Genomic DNA, 24100 nt, shown 5'->3' on the forward strand with positions numbered 1-24100 from the left:
AAACCGAGGTTTTGGCGAACGCCTTCTGCAGTTGTTGCCCCGGTCCCACCCTGCGCAATAGAAAGCGCAGTAGTGAGTCCTTTCAGCTCAGTGATATCGCTGTTTACCCCCTTTCTGGCAAGTACGCCAATAGCGGGAATATTAACGGAGGCCCCGTTGATGGTAACGGTGATGCTCTGATTTGCCGATGTGGTGGCGAACGTCTCCCACGCACCGATATTCTCGTCATACTCTTTGATAAGCTGAGACATCGCCTGTGCCAGGCCATCGACCGAGATATTGTCAGATACCAGAATGCCGTACTTCTGGCCGCTCAGCGCCGGGGAAGCAGATGGCGTAACCGTCATTGACGTGGCGCTGTTCACGGATGAAATCTGAAACATCTGGACCGGGTTAGACATGACGATAATCGTCTGGCCAGCGCGTACCTGGCTGGCCGGTGCCGTCCAGTTTGTGCCAGTGCCGGTTGCGGTATTTCCGTTAATAGCGATAGTGCCAGTGTTATAAAGCATGAACTACCTCTCGATAATAACGATCGTTTGAAACGATCAATCATGTAAAATTGATCGCTCATATCAATCTGACTATTTTTTAAACTCTAATAAAATGGATATTCCCGCATTTACAGGAATGTAGAAATGAAACGATTATTTGCTGCAGTATTTTTGCTGCTGGCTGGATGTTCCAGTAAACACACAGACAACGCATTCAGAATGGACTATCCGGTTGAAGCTACCCGTTTATCATTGGGCGGTGATATTCACGTGAATATTGACTGCGCCACACGGGAAATGACGGTTATTTCTGACAGTAGCAATGGAATATTTAGCCGACATATAAATAAACGGCTCAGTAATATTTGCTATAAAAAAACCGATAAACTTGATGTTGTTTATCGCTTCAACGCAGCGAAAGGGGTGAGACAAAATATGATTGCCACTCAGTACCCTCGCGTTTCCCCTGAGTCAAATACCGACAAACTGAGCAATGGGGATTCGTAATCCCCTGCCCTGAAATGTCTGGCTCCAGCTGCGCTGGTTTTTTGAAATGTACCGCCCCTGCAGCTGTGAGCCCGTCCATTTGAGCACTATCCCTGAATAGCCCGTAACGGTTCCATCATCGCTGAGATTGCCAGGGCAGTTATTTACCAGAATCCAGGGGTTAAAGCTCAGGCTCACGGAAAGCGTATTGTTCTGCAGATCATAGTTCGCCGGCACATCGAAGAACCCGACAACACGTGGCATTTTCGATGCGGAAGCTGCGCTCCATATGAGATTCCCTCCGCTGTCAAATACGTCAAGATAACCGCTCTGCATTCCAATATTACGTGCAGTCCGGATCATACTCCCCGCATTATCTTCAAGCAGGTCTGCACCCGGCATACCGTAACTGTTTGTGCCCAACTTCAGCCATCGCAATCTGCCGTCATTCCAGAATTGCTGCGGTGTAAAACCCAGCGTGCTGCCATTACCAAACGGGCTATCTACCTGGTAATAACCCTTACTCTCAACAGCTCTGAGAGTCCGCTGGTCATAAAAAAGGGTGGACCTGTTTTGTGAGTCCACCAGCAGTTTACCATCGCTGTTATAAACTTCGAATCCGCTCATTGAAAGTTATAAACCTCCACATTGAGTGTTATCGCAGGGCTTCCGGTTGTCGGTAAATAATAAGCAGTAAAACCGCCGTTATATGCGCGGCAGTGGTATTCATTGACCGTAGCGCCAGTAGACACAATCGAAATAAATGAGCCGTCCTGTGTTATTCCCCCGAAAGAAACGTTTTTCGACGTCTCCCCCGCAGCAAAAGTTACAGAGGTGCTTCCGATATACCGGATCGCATAATCGCTTAAATCAACTGCAACCCGCCCTGCACTATCCCAACATTGCAAACCCTGTGGCATTACCATAACCCCATTCTGACGCGCAGCACATTGTTGCTGTCGTAGATGCGAATGAGAGTGCTGGTTATCAGCATCCTCCCGCCCCCGGCCACGCCGTTGATTTCGAACGTCCCTCCCTTATCAAGCTTCCAGCCTGCAGATCCAGCCACATAATTATTCGACTGGATATAGTTGCCGATTTTGGCATTCTCAATGGTGCCGTCCTGAATGAAACTGGCCCGAATGAATGTCTGCCCGTTCTGGATCACGAACGGCAAAGCCACACTGTTTCCGGCTGCCGTGGTGACGGCGAAGCGGTCAGCCAGGAAGATAACCTGCGACTGCATGCCGGATGGCGTATTCTCAACGCCGATCCCCATCCCCGCGGCGTAATACTGCCCGTTGCTGGAGACGCCAACCTTGATGTTATACATCGCGCTGAGTTCGCCGTTTACGTTCGCTATCGCCTGAGCGTTAGTGGTGATGGCGGAGGTATGCCCGTTCACCGTCGCCGTTATGCCGTTTATCTGCGTGGCCGTGGCCTGCTGGTAATCAGAGAACGTCTGATTCAGGCTATTGATGGATGCCTTGTTGCCGTTAACGTCCGTCTGCAGGCTCAGCAGCGAACGTGCCGTTGCCTCCTTCTCGTTAACGATTACCTCATCAATACGATCCAGCTGCGCGCTGTTACCGGCGACCGTTGCGGATAGCCTTTTACGTGTGGCCACCTGCGCCAGCCCGTTCTGGATAATGGCAATGGCTGAGTTCTTGACCCCGCCCGTCATGCCGTCCATAGACACACTGATGCTGTCGATTCGCTGGCCCAGCGCGGTATCAGCCGTCGCAACGGTCTGCTCAAGCTGACTGAGTGAAGACGAAACATTCCCGACCGTGCTTGAAAGCTCATTAACGCTGGTCTGAACCTTCCCGACGTCCTGGGCATTTTTGGCAATGTCCTTCGCCTGCTGCTCCAGTTCGTCGTTGGCCTGCTTGATATCGTTAGCCATGCCAGCAATTTTTTCATTGCTGTCCACCGCGTTCTCGATCAGGTCCTTGAACGTTTCCGACTCTTTCATATCCTCCAGAATGTCATTCGTTATTTCGCTGACATCTATCGAGGACGTGCCCATGATCCAGTCGGTCCAGTCCCCGGCGTTACCGATACGGTCAATCAGGCGCGCGCGGTACCACTGGCGAACGCCGGCAGGCATGGGGCCATGCTGATAATCTGCAGCCGGGTACGGCACCAGGACCAGCAGTTCAGGATTGGCGTAGTCGGCAGTTGTGGCGCGCTGAATCTCTGTATAGGCCGTATCGCCTGAGCCATCCGGAAATTTCCAGGTCAGGTCGATATGCCAGACCACATCTTCGGTCGCCAGGAAGTTGAGCGGAGTACCCGGTTTTCCCGTTTTACCGGAGAGATAAGTTGTTTCACCGTATCCCCATGGTGACGACGTATCCTGCGCATTCAGCGCCCGGACGCGCACGTCATAGCTGCCGGAATAAATGCCCTGAACCGAGAAACCCTGCGCGCTGGTAACCGGAACGTTTATCCAGTCCCCGTTGTCCTTACGCCACTGGGCAACATACTGGATTGCGCCCTCTACCTTATCCCATGACACGTCCAGGCTTGCTACAGTCAGCCCCTGAGACACATGATCGCTCTCAGTCACCACGATATTCTTCGGAGCAGACAGGACGCTTATCGGCGTGACGGTGATCGGGGGCGACTCGACCCGAACGCCGTCATCGATGTAACGATATTTGTTTGGATCGTGCTGAACGGCCGTAATAGTGAAACCGCCTGTGCTGTCGTCGTTAGCCGCGATTGAGGTGACCCTGAAGTACTGTATTGCGAGGTTATCACTGTCTATCGCCCAGACAGCACCCGCCACAGGTGCCTGACTAAATGCGGTGGCCACCGTCACCGTTTTTTTATCTGCGCTCACCGCACTGATTGTGCGCGTCTGAGCTTTTCCATCAGGTAGGTTAACCACCAGCCGATCTTTCGCCGCGTAGTCTATTTCTCGATCCAGCGTAATCTGGCGGCCGTTGACAGCCCTGATGCGTCCCCCGTTCTCCTTGCCGGAACGGAAAGGATCGGCGACACCGATAATTTCAGCAGGCAGCGGGATGTAGCCATCTAGCCCCACGCCAAATGATACGGTACCGTCTTTGGCATTGGAGAGTAGTACCCAGCGACCGCGCCGGTGCGCTTCACTTTGCGAGGTGCAGCCGATTGCGGTCAGGGACGTCTGCCGGACGTCATAACGCTCTACAAGCGCCGAATCGTAGACCCCCTCAACGGTATCGCTGTAATGGTTCTGCGGATCCGACCAGGACACCAGGCAGGAGCTGTAGCGATTCTTGTATGAGCCGCCCGCATAAGTAAACAGCCCATCGATAACGTTTGAGGCGTTATAAACCCAGTCAACATCGTCCTGCGGGACGTCTGCCTGGACATAAATCTGATCGTTGCCCCAGAACGTTATGCCACGAAATACCGCGGCGAGATCGTTAAGTACCTGCCAGGCGTCCTCCTGGCTCTGAATGAAAACGTTGCAGGTGAAACGCGGTTCGGTGCCACCGGCACCGTCGGAAACCATTTCGTCGCAATACTGGGCTATTGAGTACAGCGCCCACTTATCCACCATGGACGCATCCACGCGCGTGCCCATGCCGTAAATTTCATCCAGAACCAGATCGTAAAATATCCAGGCGGGGTTATTGGACCAGGCCATTTTGAAACCGCCGGACCATGAGCCAGAATAGGTTCGGGTTATCGGATCATAGTTATCCGGAACCTTTATCAGCTTGCCCTTTATCTTACAGGTCACCTTCGGTGCGCTGCCGTTGAACTGGCTGCTGTCCACTTCGACATACAGTAGCGCCGTCAGAGGATAACGAAGCTTGCTGTCGATGACTTCCGCATACGAAAACACCTTGAAGGCGTTAACCAGTTTCGAATTTGATCCGCTGGCATCAGCCGTAATACGCCTGACCCTGACAGACCAGCCGGACGTGGATTTTGGCAGATCGATACGGTGGTCACGCTGATATTCCGTCGTGGTCTTTCCGTCAAACTTGCCGTTTACAACCGTTTTCCAGGCGCCGCCGTCCGTTGATAAATCGATCGCATACTCGGTAACCGTGCCCACCATATCGCCGTTATCTTTATAGAGATACTGGTCCGGAAGGCTGAGCTTGATGCGGATGGCATCCAGGGAAAGGTTGGTAAACTGGCGTGTCCAGGGCGCGGTGGTGGTGACAGTTGTGCCCACCGCCAGCTCGTTATCGACCTGGGGCATCCCGGCAATATAGGTCTGGTCCTGTGTGCCCTTGCGGAACTCCCATTTCACGCCGCTGAAGTTGTACTCCCCGCTGTCGTTTGCCAGCGGCGTATCGTTGAGAAAAATGTTCTGTGCGGTCAGGTCGCCCTGTATTTCCCCCTCAGAAACGGCAATGAGCATTTTTAATTTTGCGACCGACAGCAGATCGTCAGGCTGCTCAACCGGAGTATGCGCGCTACCCCCGCCCCCTTTGGCACCCTGCAGGATGGTTTCTTGTTTAAGAAGCTGCATTTTTTCACCCATAAAAAAAGGTGCCGAAGCACCTTTAAGTTAGTGGCCGCTGGCCTACTGCTGATCGCTCGAGTACATACCGGCGCTGACTATCGCTCCCCCTGCCTCGATCAGACCGTAGGCCAGGGGGACAGGATGCCCCATAGCGACGGTATTAACCGGCGCCCCGAAGGCGTAGTTAGGCGTGTTGTCCGTGCTGGAGGATTTACCCGCGCCGAAGGATGGCTGGGGCGTAAGCATCTGGACAACGCCGCCCAGCATCATTGACACTCCGACCCCGGTCAAAATTGACGTGGCGCTGATGGCTGTTGCACTCATCGCCGCCCCCCAGGCTGCCATACTCGCACCGGCGGTAAAGAATGCAGCGACCAGCGCAACGGCACCGACAACTATCTGCAGGACGCCAGAACTTTTGGCCCCCTCATAAACGGGCACGATCCGGTACACGCTTCCACCGCGGGTAATATCGAACTCTTCCAGCCCGATATTGTTGTCACCGTTAAAAAAGGCGAAACGGATCCCCTTCATATGAGCTTCCGACATATATTTTTTGAATCCGGGAACCTGTGAACACATGGCCCTGAGCATTTCGCGCAGATCGGCAACATCAAACTGAACGCGTTTGCCGAATTTTTTAGCCATTTTCCCTTCGAGAATAAGCGTCTTAACCATGCATTCTGTCCTTATGCCTGACCACCCGGACCGTTCTGTCACGATAATATTTTCCATAAGGCGTTCGCGAAGAAAGGTGCCCGAAAAGATGATGGAGAATGATGTTGTCACCCACATATACCGCGGCGTGATTAGTCACCGATGCCTGCACGCTCATCATGATGATGTCCCCGGGCTGCATTGCACCGGCGGCAATCTCAACAAATCCCTCGCGCTCCCAGTTGTCGTCGTAGAGCTGCTCCTTGCCACTCTCCCACCATTCGTAAGGTACTGAATAGTCCCCGAGAACAATGCCGTATTCGCGCAGATAATATTCACGGATTAACGACCAGCAGTCCGCGTAACCCAGCACCCACTGCCGCCCGGCATAATCCCGGTCTTCACGCGGAGAGATCGTACAAAAGTCCCCGTCCGGCCAGGACATGATCCCCCACTCAATACCCGACCAGTCGCACTGGATGCGGTCCAGCTCTGAGGGCACCAGCCGAACCACATCCGGATGGGAATGAATGAGCATGATGATCTCACCGCGCGCGCGGGCAGCGAGCTGGTCTTCCGGGAAGAGCGTGAATGTCTCCTCAGGTTTATCGGCAATGTTGCGGCATGGAATATAGATTTGCTGCTGGCCTGACTGAACAATCAGGCCGCAGGCTTCTTTGGGGTATTCAGCAGCGACGTGCTCACGGATAGCATCCAGCAATTTTTCACGCATTTTTATTTCCCCTGCAGGTTTGCAGCCGGAAAACCGCCGAACGGCAGCGGCGCGTCCGGGCCGTGACGATCCTGACAATCCTGCCGGCGGCCGCCACAAACATCTTTCGACGGGTCATCGGTCAGCGTACCGTCTTTGGTAAAGTATTTCGTGCCGTTGTAATCGCATCCGGTCCCGCTTCTGTACCAGCCCCGCATACACCAGGTGCAGACAGGCGTAATCTGCCGTGTCGGCAGCTGCAGGCTCTGAATATCGAAAGGAGAACACAGCTCGAAATCAACCTGTACCCGCGTCTCTGCGGTTTTAGCATTGACGTAAAAGAGCTGTACGCGCTCATCGGCCGGGCTGGCACCCGGATTACCGTTTTTCCAGTTGGCGGCATCGAGATACTTCGAAAGCGTGGTATGGATTTTGATCTTAGCCCTGACCATATCGTCATATTCAAGACACAGCGCGGTGACATAGTTTCCAACGTTCCCGACTGAGAGCGTGGGCGTCGGCTGGGAGCCGGTACTTGATAACTCCATACCCTTCAGTTCGTAAGGATGAGGATCATACTGGTTGCCCTGCCAGATTATGGCGGGCAGGTTCTCAGCGGCGAAGGCTGCCCACCCCTCCTCCTGGATATTGTGCGCATGAAACCGCAGCACCTGATCCATACCGAATTCGGTGCCGTCGATCTCAATCAGCTGAATAACGCTGCCGGGCTCCAGCTGTTGGATGTCTGCCGTAAAACTCATACTCCCCCCATAAAAAAAGCCGCCCGGAGGCAGCTTTCAGTGTTTGTCGAGAAAATCAGGGCGCGAACGCCTGTTCAAAAGTGAAGGCCACAGTGGCTTTTTTCCCGGTAGGGAAAGAAACGCTGAACGAATCGGCCTTCATTCTGAACAGCTTTTTTTCACCCCATGGCGTGGTCCACCAGAACGATTTAGTAACGTGAGACATCAGGAAAGCGCGCAGCGCAGCCGCCTCCTGTCTGGTGCCCGTCCAGTCCAGGTTCCACGTTTCCTGTTTGTCGTTGATCCCCATCCCCGCTATCTGTTTGTAGCCATCCCCGAACTGGACCTGCAGCGTTCGGGCTGTTTCAGTACCCTGCGCGGTTTTTCGCGTGCGCCAGGTAAACGTGTCCGTCACTGTGTCCTCCTCGAATAAAGCACGCCGCCTGCGGACATTTCTTTTTTCAGTCGCTCGGTGATTGTCTGCTGAACAATCGCCTGCAGCTGTTTCGCCGTCCCCGTGGCGTTCGCCTGATTTATGCTCCCGTCACTCCCCTGCTGGCTGATGCTGACTGGGGCATAAACACTGATCCCGCCGATGCCAGCACCGGCTGCGCTACCGCCGCCGACCAGACCACCCGAGGCATACCCGCGCATCAGGCGATAGAGATTAGCCACGCCGATGCGGCTGGTTGATTCTTTGGTGAAGACGAATTCCCCGCGGTGAACGATACCGGCTGGCTCGTACTTGCCGCCGTGCCCGGTAAAACCGCCCACGTCAAAACCCTGTGGCCGGTATGACGGGACCGCGAATGACTGCCCTGCAGAGGAGGTTTTCGCCCCGCCGCTCACCCAGCCCATTGCGCTCTGGATGGTGTAAGCCACCAGCAGCTGGTTGATAACGGACACTATCATTTTAAGGATCGAGCTGGTGAAGTCCCTGAAGCTCGCCTTCCCGGTTGTCGTCAGGCTGGTAAGCTGGCCCGCCAGCCCGCTGAACGTAGCCTGCGAAATCTGCTGAACAGAGCTGAAAACGTTTGTCGCTGAATCCTGATATTCGGCCCAGCCCTGTTTTGCACCGGCCAGCCAGTTTGCGCGCAGGGCATCTTCAGCCTCGAACGTCGCCCTTTGCTCTTCGAGAACCTTTTGCTGCGCCTGAGGGTTGTACGAATAGCTTTCGCTGAGACGCTGCAGCGTAGTTTGTCGCCCGGCTTCCCGGGTGGATACCCCCTCAGACTGAGCCTGCAGGCCCGCCCTGGCGGCTTTTTGCTGCTGCTCAAACTTCACGGCCTGATCGGCCAGCTGGTTGAGCTTTTGCTGGCTGGCAACCTTATCGCCCAAATCGGCCAGCTGCCGCTTGTACTCGAGCGTTTCTTCCTTGTGCGCCAGCAGGGATTTTTCCTGCGCCGTAAGCTGACGACGCCCCGCGGCCTCCTGCAGAACGGTGAACTGATTTTCAGTCTGCCAGAGATCCTGACGCTGTTTGCTTATGACGTCGTTCACGCTGGTATGCTGCTCAAGCGTTTTAAGCTGGGCCTGAAGGGTGAGAAGTTCGGCCTGCGCCTTTTCCTCGGCTTTATCCCCGGCGGGCGTTGAGTAGCTTTTGCCTTTCGGCGTTTTTGGATCCTTCCACTGCTTTTCAATCCCGGCGCGGGCAGCGGCAATGTCCTTTTCAGTCCACAGCGTGGCGACACCGTCTTTCGCATCCTGGCGGTTTTTCTCAATAAGCTGACTGAGCTTTTTCTCTGCTGAAGCCCGCTTTTCTGCCGCCGTCGCGCCGGACTCCACCAGCTGGTTAAACTGCTGCTGGTTGCGGATTGCCTGAGCCTGCTGGTCCGTTCGCATTTTTTCCCGCGCGGCTGCCAGCCCTTCCTGGGCATATTGCTTATCGGCAAGATCGTAAGCCTGCTTCTTAAGCTCTACCTGCTGGCGCGCGTTTCTCAGCCTTTCCGCATCTGCCTTTTGCAGAACGTTGTTACCGGCATAGTCCGGATCAACCTTGAGATTGCCGGACAGAGCACGGTACTCTTTCTCTGCTGCCTGCCATTCAGCAAAAGAGTCCTGGCGCTTCATCGCGGTGTCAGGATTACGCCCTATGCCCAGCATCGCATCCCACGCGCCTGAGGCCGCATTCTTCACCCAGTTCCAGGCTTTTTCGAGGGAGCCAAGATTTTCCTCAACCGCCCCGGCCCGCTGAATGACCGCATCAGAATAGGCACGCATGGCAAGCTCTGATGCTTTCTGCGTATCTCCCATCGCCTGAGCAGAGGCAATCTGTTCATACTGCGTGGCCGTCAGAAAATGCAGCGAATCGTTGAGCGTTGTGACTGCATTAACCGGATCATCCTTCAGGCGTTTAAACTGGTTGATGGTTTCGTCGACGGCCTGCCCGGTGGCCTGCTGCAGCCTGGCAGCAACATTGCTCACCATGCTGACATCATTACCGCTAAACGCACCACTTCCGACAACCTGCGCCAGCACACCTGCAGCAGCATGCTGTGTGATGCCATTACCTGCCAGTGAGCGCGCCAGTGCCTGTAGCTGTCCGGACGTTTTCCCGGCGTAATTCCCGGTCAGGATCAGCTGCCTGTTAAATTCCTCGGACTCTTTGCTGCCGTCATACCAGGCTTTACCCAGCCCGAATACCGCCGCGGCAATCCCACCAACCAGGCCGGCGATCCCAAGCCCGCGCAGCGACAGCAGCTGGTCTATCCATCCTGCCCGGTTCGCCAGCGTGATCCCGGAGCCGCGCAGTGCACCGAAGTTACCGCGCATGACCTCGCCGATAAGTACCCCCAGCTCCTGCCGGGCAGCAGCACTTTGAAGCCCCAGACCGTGCGTGGCCACTTTGGCAGCTTCAAGTTTGCGGATATAGACCTCAGCCGCATCGCTGGCACCGACCTGCGCCGCCTTCATGCGCAGCAGCTCGGTACCGGAGAGCTTTTGTTCTGCAACCTGTTGCTTCAGCTGGCTGAGGAATCGCGTGCGCGCTGCGGCCGATTTTTCCTCCACGATCTGCAGTTCTTTTTGCCGGGCCGTGGTGCGGGAAATAAGGGCGAGATAATCCTGCTGGGTTATGTTGCCCTGTGCCCTCGCTGCGCGAAAGCGCGCCTGCACGTTCGCAAGCGACTGTGTCTCACCATTGAGCTGGCGAACGCCGTCAATCTGGCGGAAAAATGATGCCGCCAGTTCATCCTGTCGACGGGCAAGCGCTGCGGCCTGCCCGTCATTCTCACGCATGCGCTGATTAAGCTCGGTCACGCGGCGGTGAGTTTCATCAACGGACTTTGAAACGTTCTGCCAGTCTTTGGTCAGCCCTTCCGTTGCGGCCGACTGGCGGGATTTCATATCTGCGGCAGCCGCCGCGCCAGCGTCGCCCACGGTTTTAAACGCAGCCGCCTGCCGCTCGGAAGCGCGCTGCATTCGCGTCTGGACTTTTTCAGAGTCCTCAGCCATCCCGGTTAGCTGGCCCTTTATGCGGGCAACCTGCTCACTAAACGTGGCGCTGTCGACGTCAAGGTTGATGACCAGATCGCTAATCTGCTGGGCCATATCGGATACCTCCTGTGATCCCCTCAGCTGCGGTCATCAGCGCATCATCATCCGGCTCATCATCGCTGATGACGATACCGGAAGGAGAAAGCAGGCTGAAATGTGCGGGGGTAAGTTCCGGGTCGCGGAAGAAAAGAGTGGAGATGGAATAAAGCAGCTCTGAGAAATGCGCATCGAGCTGCGCGTCCTGAAAATAATGCTCCCGGTAGAACTGGTGCCAGTCGCCCAGCTCACAGGAAGTCATTCCAGCCAGCATGGCGCGCCAGTCGGGTCGCCCGAACTCGCGCGCCAGATTCAGGACAAACTTCAGCTCGCTGGCAAGGGCTTTTCCGCCGTAACGGGTTCAGCGCTTTCGGCCTCCGCTGAGGCATCCGGATCGGCAGCGTTGTCACCCTCAACCGGAACGAGCATGCCGGAGAGCAGCTTTATTTCCATTTCTGCTTTACCGATCGCCTCTGGCGGCCAGCCGCTAAGCACCTGCTGATAAAGCGTTTCCACATCCGTGCCAGCCGGATCGTTATGCCACAAAGACATCGCGATCAAACGCGCACCGCAGCGAATATTTGAGCCTATCAGCCTGGCCGTCATTTCCTGATCGCTGATGCCGTCGCTGTCAGCGCTGACGGCCTTTTCCTCTGCGGCCATAAACGTGATGTACTCAATACGCTGCAGCGCTGACAGCTCGAAGATGGTCAGGGATTCTGTTTGCCAGGTGAACTTCTCTTTTTTCAGAAACATGCGTCCTTCCTTACGCTGCAGTTACGGTGACTTTGCAGACCGCAACGAAATTACCGTCGCTGGTCATAACAATAACGTCAGCGGTGCCTGCCGCCACGCCGGTGACGGTGATCGCGTTGCCGCTAACGGTGACCGTTGCTTTTGCCCCGTCGGAGGTTGCCACGCGGAACGAGGTATCTGAGGCACTGGCAGGGTTAACCGTCACATTGAGCGTTGTGGTTGCGCCGACGGCCACGCTTGCCGTGGTTTTATCGAGCGTAACGCCGGTCACGGGGATATTCGGGGTCCCGCTTTCTTCTGCCAGTTCCGGCTTGCCGGTATTGGTGATTTTCGCTGTACGGGTAATGACCTCTTTTGCCGGAATGGCTTTACCCAGGCTGCTGCACCAGCCGCGGAAAACGTCGACGGTACCGTTCGGGTATTTGATTTTGTAATAGCGTACTGAGCCATCAATAAACCATGCGACAAGGTCTTTTTGCCCTTCTTCGCCCGGCTTCCAGGCGAGGGTGAACGAGGTATCGCCAGCAGATTTTGCCCCCTGGGCCGTCGCGTTCCAGTCGGCATCCTCGTCGTCGAGGTAAGTGTCGTCATACGATTCGGCGGTCATTTCGCCCGGCGTCAGCTCTTTAATTTTCGCCAGGCGGTTCCAGTCGATATCCGAGAGTGGGTTAGCGAAAGCGTTGCCCGTTCCGGTGTAAAGCCAGAGGGTGGTACCGGCACCTTTCACGGGGGCCAGCGGGTTTGGAGTAGGCATAAGTACCTCTTAAATTGAATAGGTGATTAAGTACGTGAAATCGACTGAACCCCAGGTGGCCATTTCATCATCCCGCTGATAGTCATAACCCTGCGGGGTGAACGTCTCGACCAGTTCGGTCAGACCCGGGATGAAGGCCATTGCCGGATACACTTTCTCTTCCATCCAGGAATCAAGCGCGCTGTCGGGGCTGGAGGCTTTAAGAAATACCTCGATGTGAACAACCGCCTGCCACGAATCTTCGTCAAGCGAATCGCCGGTGTACTCCGCGTCAGAAAGGTATACAGCCACGGCAGGGAGATCCTGCTCTTCAAGAAAAACAGGGCGCCCGTCAAACCAGGTGACCGTGTCGGTGATCTCGGCTTTCAGTTTTGCCAGAATGGCTGCACGAATTGCGCTGTGTCTGTTCATCGCTTCAGGTGGATCCTCAGTTGGTTTTTCAGGGCTGCGGAAAGTTCTTTGGGCATATCGCTTTCAATAAGGCGCTTTGAAATAGCGGTGAAGGCCACGGTGAGCGGTGTCTCAAGAGGAACTTTGACCACATCAATCGGATAACGGGCCTGACCTACGCGCCGCATGACCTGCCAGCGCCCGTTCGAGAGCTGTTGGATAAAAGCGTTACGAAAGGTATAGGGCCCGATTTTCAGGACGCTGCCCGCTCCGTTTCTGGCCCCTTTTTTACGCGAGAGCCGGACGCGCGCCGTGCCGAGCTTTATCGCAGGAAGATTACCGCGGTTGATTTTTATCGACGCGACCGGGCGATCGTGACGGGCCTTGCGCAGACGGGAACGCTGGCGGACCAGACGAACCGGAAGCCCCTTTTTCCGGTTATCATCAACTGTTGCTTCTTTCGCTACAGCTTTGCTCCCCTGGCTTATCGTTCTGCTGGCCACCCGGTTTAGTGCTTTTGCGGTTGCCTCAGGAACGATTAACCGGCTGAGGCTGTTCAGGTTCTGAATAGCCCTTTCCAGTCCTTTCACAGACATAGCGCCTCCTCATTCGAGATGGATGCGGGGTTTTCCGTTGAACATGTCATAGCGGGTAACGGTCAGGTTCTTACCGTCGTAGTCGACGCTGTCGTTTCGGCGTGGCTGGTAAAGCTCAGAGAAAACCACCAGCGAAGTACCTGTTCCCGACAATGGTCCCATTTCCTCGAGTTGATCGGCTGGAACAACGTCATAGCTGCTGCCATTGATGATCGCTGTCTTTCCCATCTTTTTTATGGTGGCCGCGTCCATGCGCGCCGCCATCCGGTCAAAGGGGTTAGGCATTGATCTTAACTTCAACAACGGTGGTGTTTGCCCCTGCATCTTCCCAGGCGATGCCCGCGGCAACGGCGTCCGTTTCTTCGATCGTGATTTTGCCGTCCTTCAGATACACCTGCGCCCCGGCAGTAACCGCATCTGCGGATACTTTTGGCAGAAGGAAAACACCCTCAGTAAAACCGTCCCCGGTATCGCCAGCTGGGATATCGGTAATTGCTACCGCGATAAGTTTTCCAACAACAACCGGGTCGCCGCTGTGAACATCGGTTGCACCGCCGTTTACCAGAGGGATCGTTTTCCCGTCCTGCGCATAGTTCTTAGCCATAACTTCTCCATTCAGCCCCTTGCGGGGCTGGTTTCAGGTATAAAAAAAGCCCTTACGGGCGTCTGTTTGTCAGGACTGTTTTTTACTGACCAGAGGATTTGGTCATGCCGCGATAGTCCAGCGGCGCCACACCTGCATCAATACGCACTTTCGTGGCGATACCATCAGTGGTGAAGCCTTCCTGCTGATCGATGTATGGCGTGTCGACGCCGTTGAGATAAGCGACCTCGATGGTGTCGGTGCCCTTCGCGGCAGCCAGATACCAGGCTTTCGCATCAGCTTCATCCAGGCGTGGTTCGGCAATGACTTCTGCAAAGTTCTGGATAGGGTTAACGATCCCGGCATTGATGTCTGCACCTTTAACACTGGCCGACTTGATGGTCTGATTTGCCAGAGTTTCCAGGGCGACGGGCACCAGCATGTAGGCCGGACGGATATTCAGGGTTCGCTCCCCCTCCTTCTGCAGACGCATCAGCTTGCGCGATTCGTCCAGGCTGGCCACAGAAATTGCGCCCGAGCTCAGGTTCTTGTGATCGGCATGGAACAGCGCCTTTCCGTCTGAGAGTTTCGGGTTTTTGGTCAGAATGGCGTAAACCAGATCGCCAATCGTTGCTTTTGCCGCGCGCCCCATCTTCATCGGTACGTCGGTAAGCTGGTTCAGATCGTCGTTGATGATCGCCTGGCGGGTTACTGAGAAGATTTCACCATACGTGGCAAGCGCGATGGTTTCGCCTTTGTCACTGGTAGTGATGTACTTGTACTCAGCCCCTTCGCGAACCTGTCGCAGAGAAGGGAAACCACCCATGCCGACACGATGCGCCGTTTTGAAGTCCGACAGCTGGCCTTTTTTGGTCCACTGTTCGAAGGTTTCCTGCGCCTCGTCCCAGCCCTGAATCAGCGCTTTGTTCGCAACATCAAGCAGAATGTTGCCAAAGTCAGAGGTGCTGTGGGTCAGCGCCAGGCCAACCATCTGCATCGGGTTGTAGCTGGCCACGCCGATACCTTTTTCAGTCAGGGCCATACGCGCATACTCGCGCAGCGTCATACCGTTATAAACGTTATCCCGCTCCTGACCTTCGAACCCGGCACGCGCCATCAGTGCCTGGCGAATACCATCCGCGACGAAGTTACCATTGCCCGCATGAATATGCGGCTGGGTGGTTTTATTGGACGGCGTGGCCGTTTTACCGAGTTCTGCCAGCAGCAAATCTTTCGCCTTATCGACGGAACAATCAGGGTCGGCCACACACTGATTCTGCAGTTCCATGTGCTTATTGCCGAACATGGCAAAGAGATCGCCGATAGCGTTAACACGGGCTTTCTGCTCAGCCAACACCTGCGCGCGGATCACATTTTCATCCGGCGCCGGGTCTGTTTTTGCCTGCGGTGCCTGAGGCTGGGTAATAACCGGGTCACGCTGGGTAGTGTTGCGCGGCGGGGTGATCATGTTGCGAATGCTTTTTGGCATTTTTTCAAATTCCTCAATACGTTTTGAATGAATACAGGCCATAGCCTGAAGGGATGGTGTCACCTGGTCGGCAAAACCCAGTTCAAGGCACTCGCTGCCGTTCATCCAGGTTTCGTCCTCCAGCATTGCCGCAATTTCTTCGGTGGATTTTCCGGTTTTCTGCGCATAAGCCGGGATAAGAACGGATTCAACCTTGTCGAGAAGATCCGCATAGTCGCGCATATCGCTCGCGTCACCACCAGCAAACCCCCAGGGCTTATGGATCATCATCATCGTGTTTTCAGGCATGATGACCGGATTGCCTACCATCGCAATCACCGAGGCCATGGAGGCCGCGAGACCGTCGATATGCACGGTAATCGCCGCGCCGTGGTGCTTCAGCGCGTTATAAATAGCAATGCCGTCGAAGACATCACCACCGGGCGAGTTGATATAAAGGTTGATGTGGGTGACGTCCCCAAGTGCCCGGAGATCATTGACGAACTGTTTCGCCGTTACGCCCCAGTACCCGATTTCGTCATAGATAAAAATGTCGGCCTCGCTGTTATTGCTGGCCTGCATGCGGAACCACGAATTACTTTTTGCGCTGGCTTTCGGACGGTGGCGCGCCCGGTTCTTTGGCTTCGGCACTGGTGCCTCCTTTATCATTGGCGGGGTCGGTGTCAAACACCAGGCCCTGTTCACGGTTCTCGTCAACCTCCGCTTTACGGCGTGACTTAACATCATCCGGGTTGCGACCGCTGGCACGTATCCAGTCGGATTCAGTAGCAGCACCGCCGCGAATCTGCGTTTTCCAGGCATTCGCTTCTTTAACGGGATCAATCCACGGCATAACGGGCCCCGAATAAACCGCGTTATAAAGCGAGTCCATATCGATGCCTCTCGGCAGCTTGATTTCTCCGGCAGCAATAGCCATCTTCAGCCAGGCCCGGTACATGGGCCGGGTCACTGAACCGATGAACCAGTCCTGAAGAATCAGATATCCGTCGGTTGACTCGACAAGCTCCTGCCGCTGGGCACTGTACGTTCCGTTGTAGTTTCTGGATGTGCTGGAAAAGCTGAGGCGACTGCCGGCGGACACGGCACGCAGCTGTCCGTTACGAAACGACTCGAGGTTAGGGTTCGGGCGATCGGATTTAATCATCCCGATTTCTTCCCCGGCCTGCAGCTCGTCATAGAGCATACCGGGCTGAATCATCAGCTCGCGGTCATCGCTGCTGGAATCAGACTCGAAGCTCTGTCCGTCGCCTTTTTTGATATACATGCCGAGTGCGGCAGCAATTCTGGCAGCGGTAAGCTCCGAGTCCTCGTACTCTTTCAGCGCGCTCAGACGCATCAGGACACCTGACAATAGAGACGTTCCGCGGGTCTGGTGCAGGCGTCGTGTGAATTTGAGATGAAGCATGTTTTCTGCATCTATCTCTTTGGTATCGAACTGACGCCCGGATACTGGCAGGCTTTTATAGACCTGATATTTTTTCGGGCGCCCCCAGTTATCGACAAAAACGCCCTGATTGAGCTGAGTGGCGGCATCGCTGTTCATCGGCACGAAGTCCGGCTCCAGCGCTTCCAGCCAGAACGGCACGCCAGCAACCGGCTGAAGACCATTTCCGGTACCGCGAACCAGCTGAGCAAATACCTCACCGTCCCGGAGCCACGTTCGCAGCATCAGCCGCTCCAGCATGGGGCGGGTAAACTGGGTTGTAACATCGGGTCTTACGGACCATTCGCCCCACTTTCTGCGGATATCAGTGGCCAGCTTTTTAGCTATCTTCCCGTTAGTCAGCATCGGATGCGGTTCAACTATGATGCCCTTCGCACCCACCACCCTTTCTTCCAGCTTGTCGAAAACGCCAATCACCAGATCGTGGTTGTTGTCCAGCCAGCGCGCCTGCTGCCTCAGTGAAACCGCCCCCATCTGGCTGAGCTGATCGGCTGAGCGATTTTCCTTCTGGGCTTTGTGGGTACGCGTTTGCTTTACCGCCTCATACGCCTTAATAACTGCGCGGGCACGCAGGCGTGAGGCTTTCCAGCCTGGTGAAAACAGGCCTATCGCATCATCTAAAAAACTCATCCAAACCTCGCCAGCCTGTAGCCGGGTCGCCCGCGGCGTTTGTTATTGAGCGTAGCCAGTCGTCGCTCCCATTCCTGACGGCCTTTTCTGATTTCCGACAGGTTTTCGAGCGTCATCTGCTGCCCGTTGAAAGTGATTGATTTCCCCTCCAGAACAGACAGCTCGGCTGCAGCGTAGTGGTCGATCATGTTTTGAATATCTGCTGGATTCACACCCAACCTCCTGACGAAGACCACGGATTAGCCTGCTCGGTTACGGGCTTCTCACGTTTTGGTTTTGATTTAGATTTCGGCACAGGCGGCGGGGATGGCATTTCGCCAGTTTCCGTCTGCGTGTCCTCGATCCACGTTTCCCGCCGTGCCCACTCAGGAGCTGACGGCCATTTGATTTTTTCGTAACCACTAAGGATGGCGAGCGCGTCGGCATAAACGAGCAGGTCAAATGCTTCGTTTGCGCCCCGGCCGGGCTTACTCCATTTCCCTTCATTCGAGCGTTCCTCATACGTCAGTTCGTCATAGAACCAGCTGCCCAGCCAGGCGGGGAAATGCACATAGCCAGGGCCGGGTGAATCACGCCACAGCGCATTATTCACCCGGTCTTTAAGGGCATCGGTCTGGAGAAGATAAAGAGGCACATCACCCGTCGCCTGTGCGCGGCGCGTTGATCTGCCCGTGTTGTCGGGAAACGTTCGCTGGATAAGTTTGCTGCGCCTGACGCTGTCCCCCTTGAAGAGATAGATACGCTTACCCAGCCCCTCACGGCGACATCTGCGCCAGAATTTGTAGGCATTATCCGTCACGCCATCTTCACCCCCTGAGTCCACGGCCATCGACATCAGCCGCATGCCCTTTGACGGGTCAGCTGCGAGTGGCCACGTTTTATCAAAGACGTCGGTGAGTAAAAGATCCCAGTCCTCCGGATAGCTCGCCGGATCCACCTGAATGCTTTCCCCGTTGCCGTCGCAGCGCAGCGAATGCCGGATGTTGTAACGGTCAACTATCCAGCGCTCACCCATACTTCCATAACCCGTAATCTGCACAACAAAGCGCCGGTTGCGCCCGGCCTGCACGTCCACGGTCGCAGTGAGAAACTGCACGCCATCGGGTACCGAACGTTTTGGGACTTCTTCGGCACGCTGCTCGAGCAATTCACTTTTACGCTGCTCCATGCTGGCCCGCGGCAAATAGGGCCTGCCGAAATCGGTGTTGATCACCGTCTTCAGGGTTTCTTCGCTGCGCGTGGATTCATATTCCTGCTCGGCGGTCAGGAACTTATAAATAAGCTGCGCCCAGGTCTGGTAAGCAGCTGCCGGACCTTCCATCCAGAAAGAGGCAATACGGGAACGACGGCCATCACCGCTAACCTGGCCTTTCCTGTCGATGGTTTGCCCGTCCCGGAGCCAGACACATTGCATGTTAAGCGCACGCTTCATGTCCGGTGAGATCCTGCCTTTACAGGCCGGGCACTGTAGAAAAGCCGCTTCGCTGGCAAGCACAGGATCGCTGCTGTCGCGGTACCCGGTCATATTGTCCATTTCCGGCTGGAAATATTCGCCGCAATGCGGGCATGGCCAGTAAAGACGACGGCGGTCACCACGGTTATAGAGCGATAAAATTCCGGTGGTCGGAGGGGCTTCATGGGGCGTGGAACGCCGCCATTTTGTGTCTCTGATATCCCTCCCGGGCGAGCTCTCCACCAGCGTCATCCCGGAGGACATGAATGTCGTGGTACGTTTCGATGCCAGTGAAAAAGCATCCCCCTCCCCGTCGATATCTTCCGGAAAGCGGTCATAATCCGTCAGCGCCACACTCTTATAGTCCGAGGACGACATGATATTGACGGATGGCCAGCCCAGCTTCAGATAGTTACCGGCGCGGAATGTACGGTCGTAGACGTTGTTATCGTTACGTCTTGGGCTTAGCCGGGTTTTAACTTCAGGGCTACAGCGAAAAGTGCGGTCGAGGCGTTTTTTGGAATGCTCGCGAGCTTTTTCCTCAGATACCTGAATCACAAGCATATCTGCCGGATCGCAGACAATGTTATAAACAATCCAGCCGTCAATCAGCCCGATGGTTTTACCCGTACGCGCCGGGCCCACAAACACCACCGCATCGTATTCACGCGATGCCAGGCAGTTCATCGGCTCAATCACATAGGGTGCCAGATCCGGATCCCATGGAACTGAGTTTCCCGCCCCCATTGGCACGCGCATATAAGTACTGACCGCATCGGCCACCGGCATACGACGCGGGGCTCGTAAAATACCGGAGACATCGCGGCGGATGTCCCTGGCGGATGCCCGCTTTGCCATCAGTCCTCCTCAGGCTCTTCCTCCTCTTTTTCAGCGTCCTGCACCCTCTCCGCCATCTGGTCGCGCAGATCATCAATAACGCTTTGCACACGAACTACCGCAGCAGGCGTTAAAGCACAGTCGCGCTCGAGCACATCCGGGAGGGTTTCAAGTACCATGACGACGGCTTTCGCCATCAATGAGAATTCTCGCGCCACTTCATCTGCGGGTATTAACTGCCCCGTATCCTGTTCGAACTTCAGCCTCTCATTCTCTGCTTTCCAGTGGGACAGCCTGTCAGAGGGGGGCATATCATCGATGTTGGCCGAAACGGTAGGGATCATCAGTTCGGTCAGAATGTCGGTCACCAGATAGAGCTTTAACTTGCTGTTGCTGCCTGGAGCAGGTTCAACATTTTTCAGTCTCGCGGCAACCGTCTGACGGTGTACGCCGGTTATCCCTGCCAGCTGGTTGATATTGAGTTTTAAAGTGGCAATTTCTTGGTCCATGATGGTGAACACTTTTTGAACGATTCGACATCTTGCGAAAATGGCCTCTAATTAAATCAAAGACCTGCGCACATGATGATGATGACCCTGGATCCGAAAAACTAGCCGTTTCCCGCGAGCGCGCCGCCCCGTGGCAAGCCACCCCGCCGGGAGGACCCAAACAAATGATAGTAATTATCATCTACACTGTTTGTACCTTTGCAGAGGGCAATAAAAAACCGCCCGTAGGCGGTTAAATCGAATGATTTAAAATCTTGGCGCTATGCCGTACTTCGGAGCCTTTATGTTTGCAGCCCAGACCTTAATATCGTTCTGAAGTAACAGAGTGAAATCCGACTTGAGATGGTTAACCATCTCATTGACCTTGCCTGCATCATTCACCGCAAAGTGTTCAATCCTTTTCGCTCCGACTGATAAACAGGTGTAAGTCACAGGCACATCCTTCCCATTAGCATTAAGCCACACCTTCTTATTCCCACAACCACCATCTGACATATAGGATATGAGCATATTAGCTGACTCCCTCCCCGGTTGAGAGATACTTATCATGACAGGTAATCCCTCTGAGGTCTGTGTAATGTCGTAGAGCACAGCATCTTTTTGATACCAGGTGTTGTATTCTCTTTCTTGAAATGCTGAGAATGATGGCGAAGAAATCGTCGCCAGCAAAGCCATTGTAATAGTATGAATTTTCATCGGTTACTATTGTTTTTTTTTAGGAAAATTTATTATCCATATTGTGTCAACAGTAACAACAACCTAAGATTATTCCTACTATTTTTAGTGGTGCTAAACTTCTTTTTCCCAAAGTTAAGCGCTAATATACCTCATATCCTTAAAGCATTATAAATACCGATAATTTGCATTAAGTAAAAATTTATCTCACGAAAAAACAAAATGAGTTGAAATACTCCCTCAAAATGTAATCAGCATTCTAAAATATCAACCTTATTTTTGATGAGCTTTTTCGAACAGAGAAATAGCTGGAATGTTTGATCCATGATGTCTAATAACAACGGGACATTTATTAATCAAATAAGCGAGTATGCTAGTTAAACGAGCAGGAAGAAATCCAGTTGCGCAAGATAATCAGCTGATTGATTTATTCGCTTAATCTTATAACTATCATCAAGCCCACGGCAGGTGAGCTTTGTAATGGCCACTTAATCGTCGAGTTGCAACACGCCACGCTCAAGTGAATCTGAATACGCGATCAGACCAGAGTATTCAGGAATAATTTCGCCATCGTCTGCTTCGAACTCCGGGATTGTCCCCGTGGTGATGGTGTATTGAGGCGCGCCGTCTTCTTTTGCGAAGACAGCCAGGTCTTCAATCTGTTTTGCTGTAAGAACTACTGTCATGCTCATTCCTCAGTTGTTATAGAGCCCCGCTATTGCTAGGCTCTGGTTTCTTTCTGGCAGTTCGCCTGCCACGCTTTGTTATGCGCCAGGATGTCTTTCTTCGTCTGGCGGTCCATAACATCGATGTCATGATCAGTCAGGTAGATTGGCTTTACCCAGTCACAGGCTGTGTCAGCTACCACCGGGACGCTTCCACGTTCCGCGCAGCTCGCGATCAACATCGTCATCAGGCATGTGGTTAACAGTCTGCTGTACATTGCTGGCCTCTTTCGTTGCTTCTACCCGGCGTTCGGCTACTGCTTCAGTGGCTGCGGCCTTTTCTTCGGTGCGCTGCTTGTCTGCTTTGGCTTCCGCTTTGCTGGTTCCGCGTGAATGACCGATGCCAAACGCTCCAGCGATTGCAGCCATAACCAGTGCGGCAAGACCAATGATTGTTTCAATCCCCATCTCAACCTCACACCAGTACGGTTTTGGCTTGACCGAAGCGAGCGCGACGATCTTCCAGTCCGTTCGTTCCGCCGTTGATAATCTTCGTCACACGCATCAGGTCGCCAGAATGATTAAGGCAGCCCTTAGTGACAAAGAACCATGCCGCGCTTCTTGCGGCGTATACGTCTTCAGCGAGCAACTGAGGTTGCTTAACCAGATCTACCTTCAGGCCGTTTCCACAATCACGGTAGTTATTCAGTCCTGTAATCTGGATAAGCCCTCGTCCACGATATAACCAGCCATCACCGGGAGCGTTGTTCCCATTGCGTTTGCTGTATACCAGGTTGGCAATAGCGCGCTGGCGCTCAATCGGCAATGTCCGTTCTTCGGGACGGCGGCCAAGCGCGTTTGCCTGCTCAGCGGTTAGACGACCAGCACGAATGAAGTTAACCAGTCCAGCAATGCGGTAATTGAAGCTCTCTACCAGCAATGTAAACCCTGCTGATTCATGCCCTGCCTGAGCAATGAACATCGCCTGGTCTTCCGGTTTAGTGATGCCGAACTCTTTCATCGCCTCGGTGACTGGCTGAAACCAGCGCGCAGCTAACTCGGCGCTTAACCCAGCCGCCTTTTGAAATTGTGATTGGTTCATTAGTGCCTCAGATGATCAACCAGGCGCGCAACGTTGCCTCTGACGGCCACCAGCACGGAAAGGAAAATAATATTGGCCGCAATAGTGGCCCATGAGGAATGAGGATAAATGCCGCACAAATAGGCCAGCGGCACAGCACTGTAAGTGACCGTAATCAGCCAGGCTAAAAGTGAAACCCACGGACGGTGGCGTGAATCACCACGACGATAAAACATCAGGGTGATCACCACCCCGGCGCATAGCAGAGCATTTAATGTTGCAGTTGGATCATTTAGTACCACCTGAACCTCCCCGGCGCGTTATCAGCGCCACCAGCGAGCCGATATCCTGGTTATTCAGGAACGTCAGGATTTTGACGGCTAATGCAGAAATAATTACGGCACCGATGGCGTCCAGAGGCTTATCACTGTAACCGGTCCAGGCAGATAACTTTGATCCAACCAGCCCGGAGCATAAGATCCCGGCGATATACGACACTATGAAATATGCCAGTCGGCGGGTTGCACTCAGATCCGCAGCTGTGGCGATGTAGAATACGGCCCCTGCAAATGCGCCAAATACCACACCATAATCGGTACCTGTAAGCAGGCCATAGATACTGGCACCCGTCAGAGCACCACCAGCTAAGCCAGTGCCGGAAATCGGATCGGACATCGGTCCCCCTGTAAATTGCCGTGAGTCCTCTCAGAACGAGGGGATATAAAAAAGGCCACCCGAAGGTGGCCTTGAAGAATCTTGGAAGCGTGGTTAACAGATGTTCCACATCATCGTACTACCATTATGATTTTCGATGATTTTTGCTGCTGGGCTAGTACCAAAAGAATGCATATAGCAGTGATGTATAGTGAGAACTAAATCCTGCAATGTCTGATCACTCTCAAGCTCAACGATATTCAAACCAATACTTTTGGCTTTATCAAGATGAATATGTCTCGCATGTGCATAGGTGGCGTGATGGTTATTCAACTCATCACAAATGCGTTTAGCTTTTTCTTCAGCGTCATCCTGACCAGCAAACATCCCGGTGCAGAGCCATTTCTGAACGATTTCGTTTGCCCAAAGGATTGATGTAGCCCCCTGAAACACCAGACAGTAGCTGTATCTCCAGATAAGAGATAGGCTT

28 protein-coding genes and 2 pseudogenes are annotated in these 24100 nt (G+C 54.1%); 1 reads left to right on the top strand and 29 read right to left on the bottom strand.

The genetic code is table 11. The features are described from left to right. A pseudogene (locus tag ACOTYN_RS23200) lies at window positions 1–512 on the bottom strand (tail fiber domain-containing protein); the annotation flags it as partial. Between the two features lie 126 nt (window positions 513–638). Here ACOTYN_RS23200 and ACOTYN_RS23205 point away from each other — a divergent pair. Further along, entirely contained in the window at window positions 639–1001 is a 363-nt protein-coding gene (locus ACOTYN_RS23205) for a hypothetical protein (RefSeq protein ID WP_332959232.1), read from the top strand. Here the strand turns inward: ACOTYN_RS23205 and ACOTYN_RS23210 are convergent. The 28 genes and pseudogenes from ACOTYN_RS23210 to ACOTYN_RS23345 all read right to left on the bottom strand — a co-directional run. After that, window positions 966–1607, bottom strand: a complete 642-nt coding sequence (locus ACOTYN_RS23210; RefSeq protein ID WP_332959230.1) for a hypothetical protein — start codon at window positions 1605–1607, stop codon at window positions 966–968. The two genes, ACOTYN_RS23205 and ACOTYN_RS23210, sit on opposite strands and share 36 nt — an antisense overlap. Continuing rightward, window positions 1604–1906: a hypothetical protein gene (locus ACOTYN_RS23215; protein WP_044865545.1), complete on the bottom strand. Its 303-nt coding sequence runs from the start codon at window positions 1904–1906 to the stop codon at window positions 1604–1606. Before ACOTYN_RS23215 ends, ACOTYN_RS23210 begins: the two co-directional genes overlap by 4 nt. Continuing rightward, window positions 1900–5472, bottom strand: a complete 3573-nt coding sequence (locus ACOTYN_RS23220; protein ID WP_332959227.1) for a host specificity protein J — start codon at window positions 5470–5472, stop codon at window positions 1900–1902. Before ACOTYN_RS23220 ends, ACOTYN_RS23215 begins: the two co-directional genes overlap by 7 nt. A 42-nt stretch (window positions 5473–5514) precedes the next feature. Further along, window positions 5515–6132, bottom strand: coding sequence for a tail assembly protein (locus ACOTYN_RS23225; protein ID WP_332959225.1), 618 nt, complete (start codon window positions 6130–6132; stop codon window positions 5515–5517). Beyond that, a complete protein-coding gene (locus ACOTYN_RS23230) occupies window positions 6125–6844 on the bottom strand; it encodes a C40 family peptidase (RefSeq protein WP_332959223.1) in 720 nt (239 codons plus the stop codon). The genes ACOTYN_RS23225 and ACOTYN_RS23230 overlap by 8 nt, the downstream gene beginning before the upstream one ends. A 2-nt stretch (window positions 6845–6846) precedes the next feature. Beyond that, window positions 6847–7584 (bottom strand): phage minor tail protein L, encoded by a 738-nt coding sequence (locus tag ACOTYN_RS23235; protein WP_332959220.1) that lies wholly within the window; start codon window positions 7582–7584, stop codon window positions 6847–6849. Between the two features lie 55 nt (window positions 7585–7639). Further along, window positions 7640–7978, bottom strand: coding sequence for a phage tail protein (locus ACOTYN_RS23240; RefSeq protein ID WP_332959218.1), 339 nt, complete (start codon window positions 7976–7978; stop codon window positions 7640–7642). Next, entirely contained in the window at window positions 7975–11112 is a 3138-nt protein-coding gene (locus tag ACOTYN_RS23245) for a phage tail tape measure protein (RefSeq protein WP_332959215.1), read from the bottom strand. The genes ACOTYN_RS23240 and ACOTYN_RS23245 overlap by 4 nt, the downstream gene beginning before the upstream one ends. After that, complete coding sequence (locus ACOTYN_RS23250) at window positions 11096–11368, bottom strand: phage tail assembly protein T (protein ID WP_250297122.1); 273 nt, start codon at window positions 11366–11368, stop codon at window positions 11096–11098. Before ACOTYN_RS23250 ends, ACOTYN_RS23245 begins: the two co-directional genes overlap by 17 nt. A 50-nt stretch (window positions 11369–11418) precedes the next feature. After that, window positions 11419–11850: a phage tail assembly chaperone G gene (gene gpG / locus ACOTYN_RS23255; RefSeq protein ID WP_155018791.1), complete on the bottom strand. Its 432-nt coding sequence runs from the start codon at window positions 11848–11850 to the stop codon at window positions 11419–11421. 10 nt (window positions 11851–11860) lie between these two features. After that, window positions 11861–12604, bottom strand: coding sequence for a phage tail protein (locus tag ACOTYN_RS23260; protein ID WP_332959209.1), 744 nt, complete (start codon window positions 12602–12604; stop codon window positions 11861–11863). Window positions 12605–12613: 9 nt separating this feature from the next. Next, window positions 12614–13015, bottom strand: coding sequence for a phage minor tail U family protein (locus ACOTYN_RS23265; protein WP_001704117.1), 402 nt, complete (start codon window positions 13013–13015; stop codon window positions 12614–12616). Next, window positions 13012–13590, bottom strand: coding sequence for a phage tail protein (locus tag ACOTYN_RS23270; protein ID WP_032623278.1), 579 nt, complete (start codon window positions 13588–13590; stop codon window positions 13012–13014). The genes ACOTYN_RS23265 and ACOTYN_RS23270 overlap by 4 nt, the downstream gene beginning before the upstream one ends. A 9-nt stretch (window positions 13591–13599) precedes the next feature. Beyond that, window positions 13600–13842, bottom strand: a complete 243-nt coding sequence (locus ACOTYN_RS23275; protein ID WP_029485040.1) for a DNA breaking-rejoining protein — start codon at window positions 13840–13842, stop codon at window positions 13600–13602. Window positions 13843–13867: 25 nt separating this feature from the next. Beyond that, the gene (locus ACOTYN_RS23280; RefSeq protein WP_010429891.1) at window positions 13868–14194 is read right to left on the bottom strand and encodes a DUF2190 family protein; all 327 of its coding nucleotides are present in this window, start codon (window positions 14192–14194) and stop codon (window positions 13868–13870) included. 82 nt (window positions 14195–14276) lie between these two features. Continuing rightward, the gene (locus ACOTYN_RS23285) at window positions 14277–16292 is read right to left on the bottom strand and encodes a ClpP-like prohead protease/major capsid protein fusion protein (protein ID WP_161785593.1); all 2016 of its coding nucleotides are present in this window, start codon (window positions 16290–16292) and stop codon (window positions 14277–14279) included. Further along, complete coding sequence (locus ACOTYN_RS23290; protein WP_010429887.1) at window positions 16237–17736, bottom strand: phage portal protein; 1500 nt, start codon at window positions 17734–17736, stop codon at window positions 16237–16239. The genes ACOTYN_RS23285 and ACOTYN_RS23290 overlap by 56 nt, the downstream gene beginning before the upstream one ends. Next, a complete protein-coding gene (locus tag ACOTYN_RS23295; protein ID WP_332959200.1) occupies window positions 17733–17948 on the bottom strand; it encodes a hypothetical protein in 216 nt (71 codons plus the stop codon). Before ACOTYN_RS23295 ends, ACOTYN_RS23290 begins: the two co-directional genes overlap by 4 nt. Then, on the bottom strand, window positions 17945–20047 hold the full coding sequence (locus ACOTYN_RS23300; RefSeq protein WP_332959198.1) for a phage terminase large subunit family protein: 2103 nt from the start codon (window positions 20045–20047) through the stop codon (window positions 17945–17947). The genes ACOTYN_RS23295 and ACOTYN_RS23300 overlap by 4 nt, the downstream gene beginning before the upstream one ends. Further along, complete coding sequence (locus ACOTYN_RS23305; protein WP_020884621.1) at window positions 20047–20535, bottom strand: DUF1441 family protein; 489 nt, start codon at window positions 20533–20535, stop codon at window positions 20047–20049. The genes ACOTYN_RS23300 and ACOTYN_RS23305 overlap by 1 nt, the downstream gene beginning before the upstream one ends. A gap of 246 nt (window positions 20536–20781) precedes the next feature. Further along, window positions 20782–21231: a hypothetical protein gene (locus ACOTYN_RS23310; protein ID WP_332959194.1), complete on the bottom strand. Its 450-nt coding sequence runs from the start codon at window positions 21229–21231 to the stop codon at window positions 20782–20784. A 467-nt stretch (window positions 21232–21698) separates the two neighbouring features. After that, on the bottom strand, window positions 21699–21896 hold the full coding sequence (locus tag ACOTYN_RS23315; RefSeq protein WP_047027662.1) for a hypothetical protein: 198 nt from the start codon (window positions 21894–21896) through the stop codon (window positions 21699–21701). 35 nt (window positions 21897–21931) lie between these two features. Further along, window positions 21932–22117 carry a hypothetical protein gene (locus ACOTYN_RS23320; RefSeq protein WP_332959192.1) on the bottom strand — a complete coding sequence of 62 codons (186 nt, stop codon included), beginning with the start codon at window positions 22115–22117 and terminating at the stop codon, window positions 21932–21934. After that, on the bottom strand, window positions 22068–22343 hold the full coding sequence (locus tag ACOTYN_RS23325; protein ID WP_332959191.1) for a hypothetical protein: 276 nt from the start codon (window positions 22341–22343) through the stop codon (window positions 22068–22070). The genes ACOTYN_RS23320 and ACOTYN_RS23325 overlap by 50 nt, the downstream gene beginning before the upstream one ends. 7 nt (window positions 22344–22350) lie before the next feature. After that, a complete protein-coding gene (locus tag ACOTYN_RS23330; protein ID WP_211137714.1) occupies window positions 22351–22977 on the bottom strand; it encodes a glycoside hydrolase family 19 protein in 627 nt (208 codons plus the stop codon). Continuing rightward, window positions 22977–23258 (bottom strand): phage holin family protein, encoded by a 282-nt coding sequence (locus ACOTYN_RS23335; protein WP_332959187.1) that lies wholly within the window; start codon window positions 23256–23258, stop codon window positions 22977–22979. The genes ACOTYN_RS23330 and ACOTYN_RS23335 overlap by 1 nt, the downstream gene beginning before the upstream one ends. Beyond that, window positions 23245–23631 (bottom strand): phage holin family protein, encoded by a 387-nt coding sequence (locus ACOTYN_RS23340; protein ID WP_054628613.1) that lies wholly within the window; start codon window positions 23629–23631, stop codon window positions 23245–23247. The genes ACOTYN_RS23335 and ACOTYN_RS23340 overlap by 14 nt, the downstream gene beginning before the upstream one ends. A 93-nt stretch (window positions 23632–23724) precedes the next feature. Continuing rightward, window positions 23725–24100, bottom strand: a pseudogene (locus ACOTYN_RS23345) (S49 family peptidase); the annotation flags it as partial.

Origin of the sequence: Enterobacter cloacae complex sp. IR5458 (genome assembly GCF_049238025.1) — a bacterium.
Taxonomy (GTDB): Bacteria; Pseudomonadota; Gammaproteobacteria; order Enterobacterales; family Enterobacteriaceae; genus Enterobacter; species Enterobacter kobei.

What these genes read in the sequence shown, in the direction of transcription:
- ACOTYN_RS23205 (WP_332959232.1), top strand. Translation starts at nt 639, where the DNA reads ATGAAACGATTATTTGCTGCAGTATTTTTGCTGCTGGCTGGATGTTCC.
- ACOTYN_RS23210 (WP_332959230.1), bottom strand. Translation starts at nt 1,607, where the DNA reads ATGAGCGGATTCGAAGTTTATAACAGCGATGGTAAACTGCTGGTGGAC.
- ACOTYN_RS23220 (WP_332959227.1), bottom strand. Translation starts at nt 5,472, where the DNA reads ATGGGTGAAAAAATGCAGCTTCTTAAACAAGAAACCATCCTGCAGGGT.
- ACOTYN_RS23275 (WP_029485040.1), bottom strand. Translation starts at nt 13,842, where the DNA reads ATGGACGCGGCCACCATAAAAAAGATGGGAAAGACAGCGATCATCAAT.
- ACOTYN_RS23330 (WP_211137714.1), bottom strand. Translation starts at nt 22,977, where the DNA reads ATGAACCAATCACAATTTCAAAAGGCGGCTGGGTTAAGCGCCGAGTTA.
- ACOTYN_RS23245 (WP_332959215.1), bottom strand. Translation starts at nt 11,112, where the DNA reads ATGGCCCAGCAGATTAGCGATCTGGTCATCAACCTTGACGTCGACAGC.
- ACOTYN_RS23300 (WP_332959198.1), bottom strand. Translation starts at nt 20,047, where the DNA reads ATGGCAAAGCGGGCATCCGCCAGGGACATCCGCCGCGATGTCTCCGGT.
- ACOTYN_RS23325 (WP_332959191.1), bottom strand. Translation starts at nt 22,343, where the DNA reads ATGGGGATTGAAACAATCATTGGTCTTGCCGCACTGGTTATGGCTGCA.
- ACOTYN_RS23270 (WP_032623278.1), bottom strand. Translation starts at nt 13,590, where the DNA reads ATGTCTGTGAAAGGACTGGAAAGGGCTATTCAGAACCTGAACAGCCTC.
- ACOTYN_RS23235 (WP_332959220.1), bottom strand. Translation starts at nt 7,584, where the DNA reads ATGAGTTTTACGGCAGACATCCAACAGCTGGAGCCCGGCAGCGTTATT.
- ACOTYN_RS23215 (WP_044865545.1), bottom strand. Translation starts at nt 1,906, where the DNA reads ATGGTAATGCCACAGGGTTTGCAATGTTGGGATAGTGCAGGGCGGGTT.
- ACOTYN_RS23315 (WP_047027662.1), bottom strand. Translation starts at nt 21,896, where the DNA reads ATGACAGTAGTTCTTACAGCAAAACAGATTGAAGACCTGGCTGTCTTC.
- ACOTYN_RS23260 (WP_332959209.1), bottom strand. Translation starts at nt 12,604, where the DNA reads ATGCCTACTCCAAACCCGCTGGCCCCCGTGAAAGGTGCCGGTACCACC.
- gpG (WP_155018791.1), bottom strand. Translation starts at nt 11,850, where the DNA reads ATGTTTCTGAAAAAAGAGAAGTTCACCTGGCAAACAGAATCCCTGACC.
- ACOTYN_RS23225 (WP_332959225.1), bottom strand. Translation starts at nt 6,132, where the DNA reads ATGGTTAAGACGCTTATTCTCGAAGGGAAAATGGCTAAAAAATTCGGC.
- ACOTYN_RS23230 (WP_332959223.1), bottom strand. Translation starts at nt 6,844, where the DNA reads ATGCGTGAAAAATTGCTGGATGCTATCCGTGAGCACGTCGCTGCTGAA.
- ACOTYN_RS23280 (WP_010429891.1), bottom strand. Translation starts at nt 14,194, where the DNA reads ATGGCTAAGAACTATGCGCAGGACGGGAAAACGATCCCTCTGGTAAAC.
- ACOTYN_RS23310 (WP_332959194.1), bottom strand. Translation starts at nt 21,231, where the DNA reads ATGAAAATTCATACTATTACAATGGCTTTGCTGGCGACGATTTCTTCG.
- ACOTYN_RS23250 (WP_250297122.1), bottom strand. Translation starts at nt 11,368, where the DNA reads ATGCTGGCTGGAATGACTTCCTGTGAGCTGGGCGACTGGCACCAGTTC.
- ACOTYN_RS23340 (WP_054628613.1), bottom strand. Translation starts at nt 23,631, where the DNA reads ATGTCCGATCCGATTTCCGGCACTGGCTTAGCTGGTGGTGCTCTGACG.
- ACOTYN_RS23265 (WP_001704117.1), bottom strand. Translation starts at nt 13,015, where the DNA reads ATGAACAGACACAGCGCAATTCGTGCAGCCATTCTGGCAAAACTGAAA.
- ACOTYN_RS23320 (WP_332959192.1), bottom strand. Translation starts at nt 22,117, where the DNA reads ATGTTGATCGCGAGCTGCGCGGAACGTGGAAGCGTCCCGGTGGTAGCT.
- ACOTYN_RS23305 (WP_020884621.1), bottom strand. Translation starts at nt 20,535, where the DNA reads ATGGACCAAGAAATTGCCACTTTAAAACTCAATATCAACCAGCTGGCA.
- ACOTYN_RS23290 (WP_010429887.1), bottom strand. Translation starts at nt 17,736, where the DNA reads ATGAGTTTTTTAGATGATGCGATAGGCCTGTTTTCACCAGGCTGGAAA.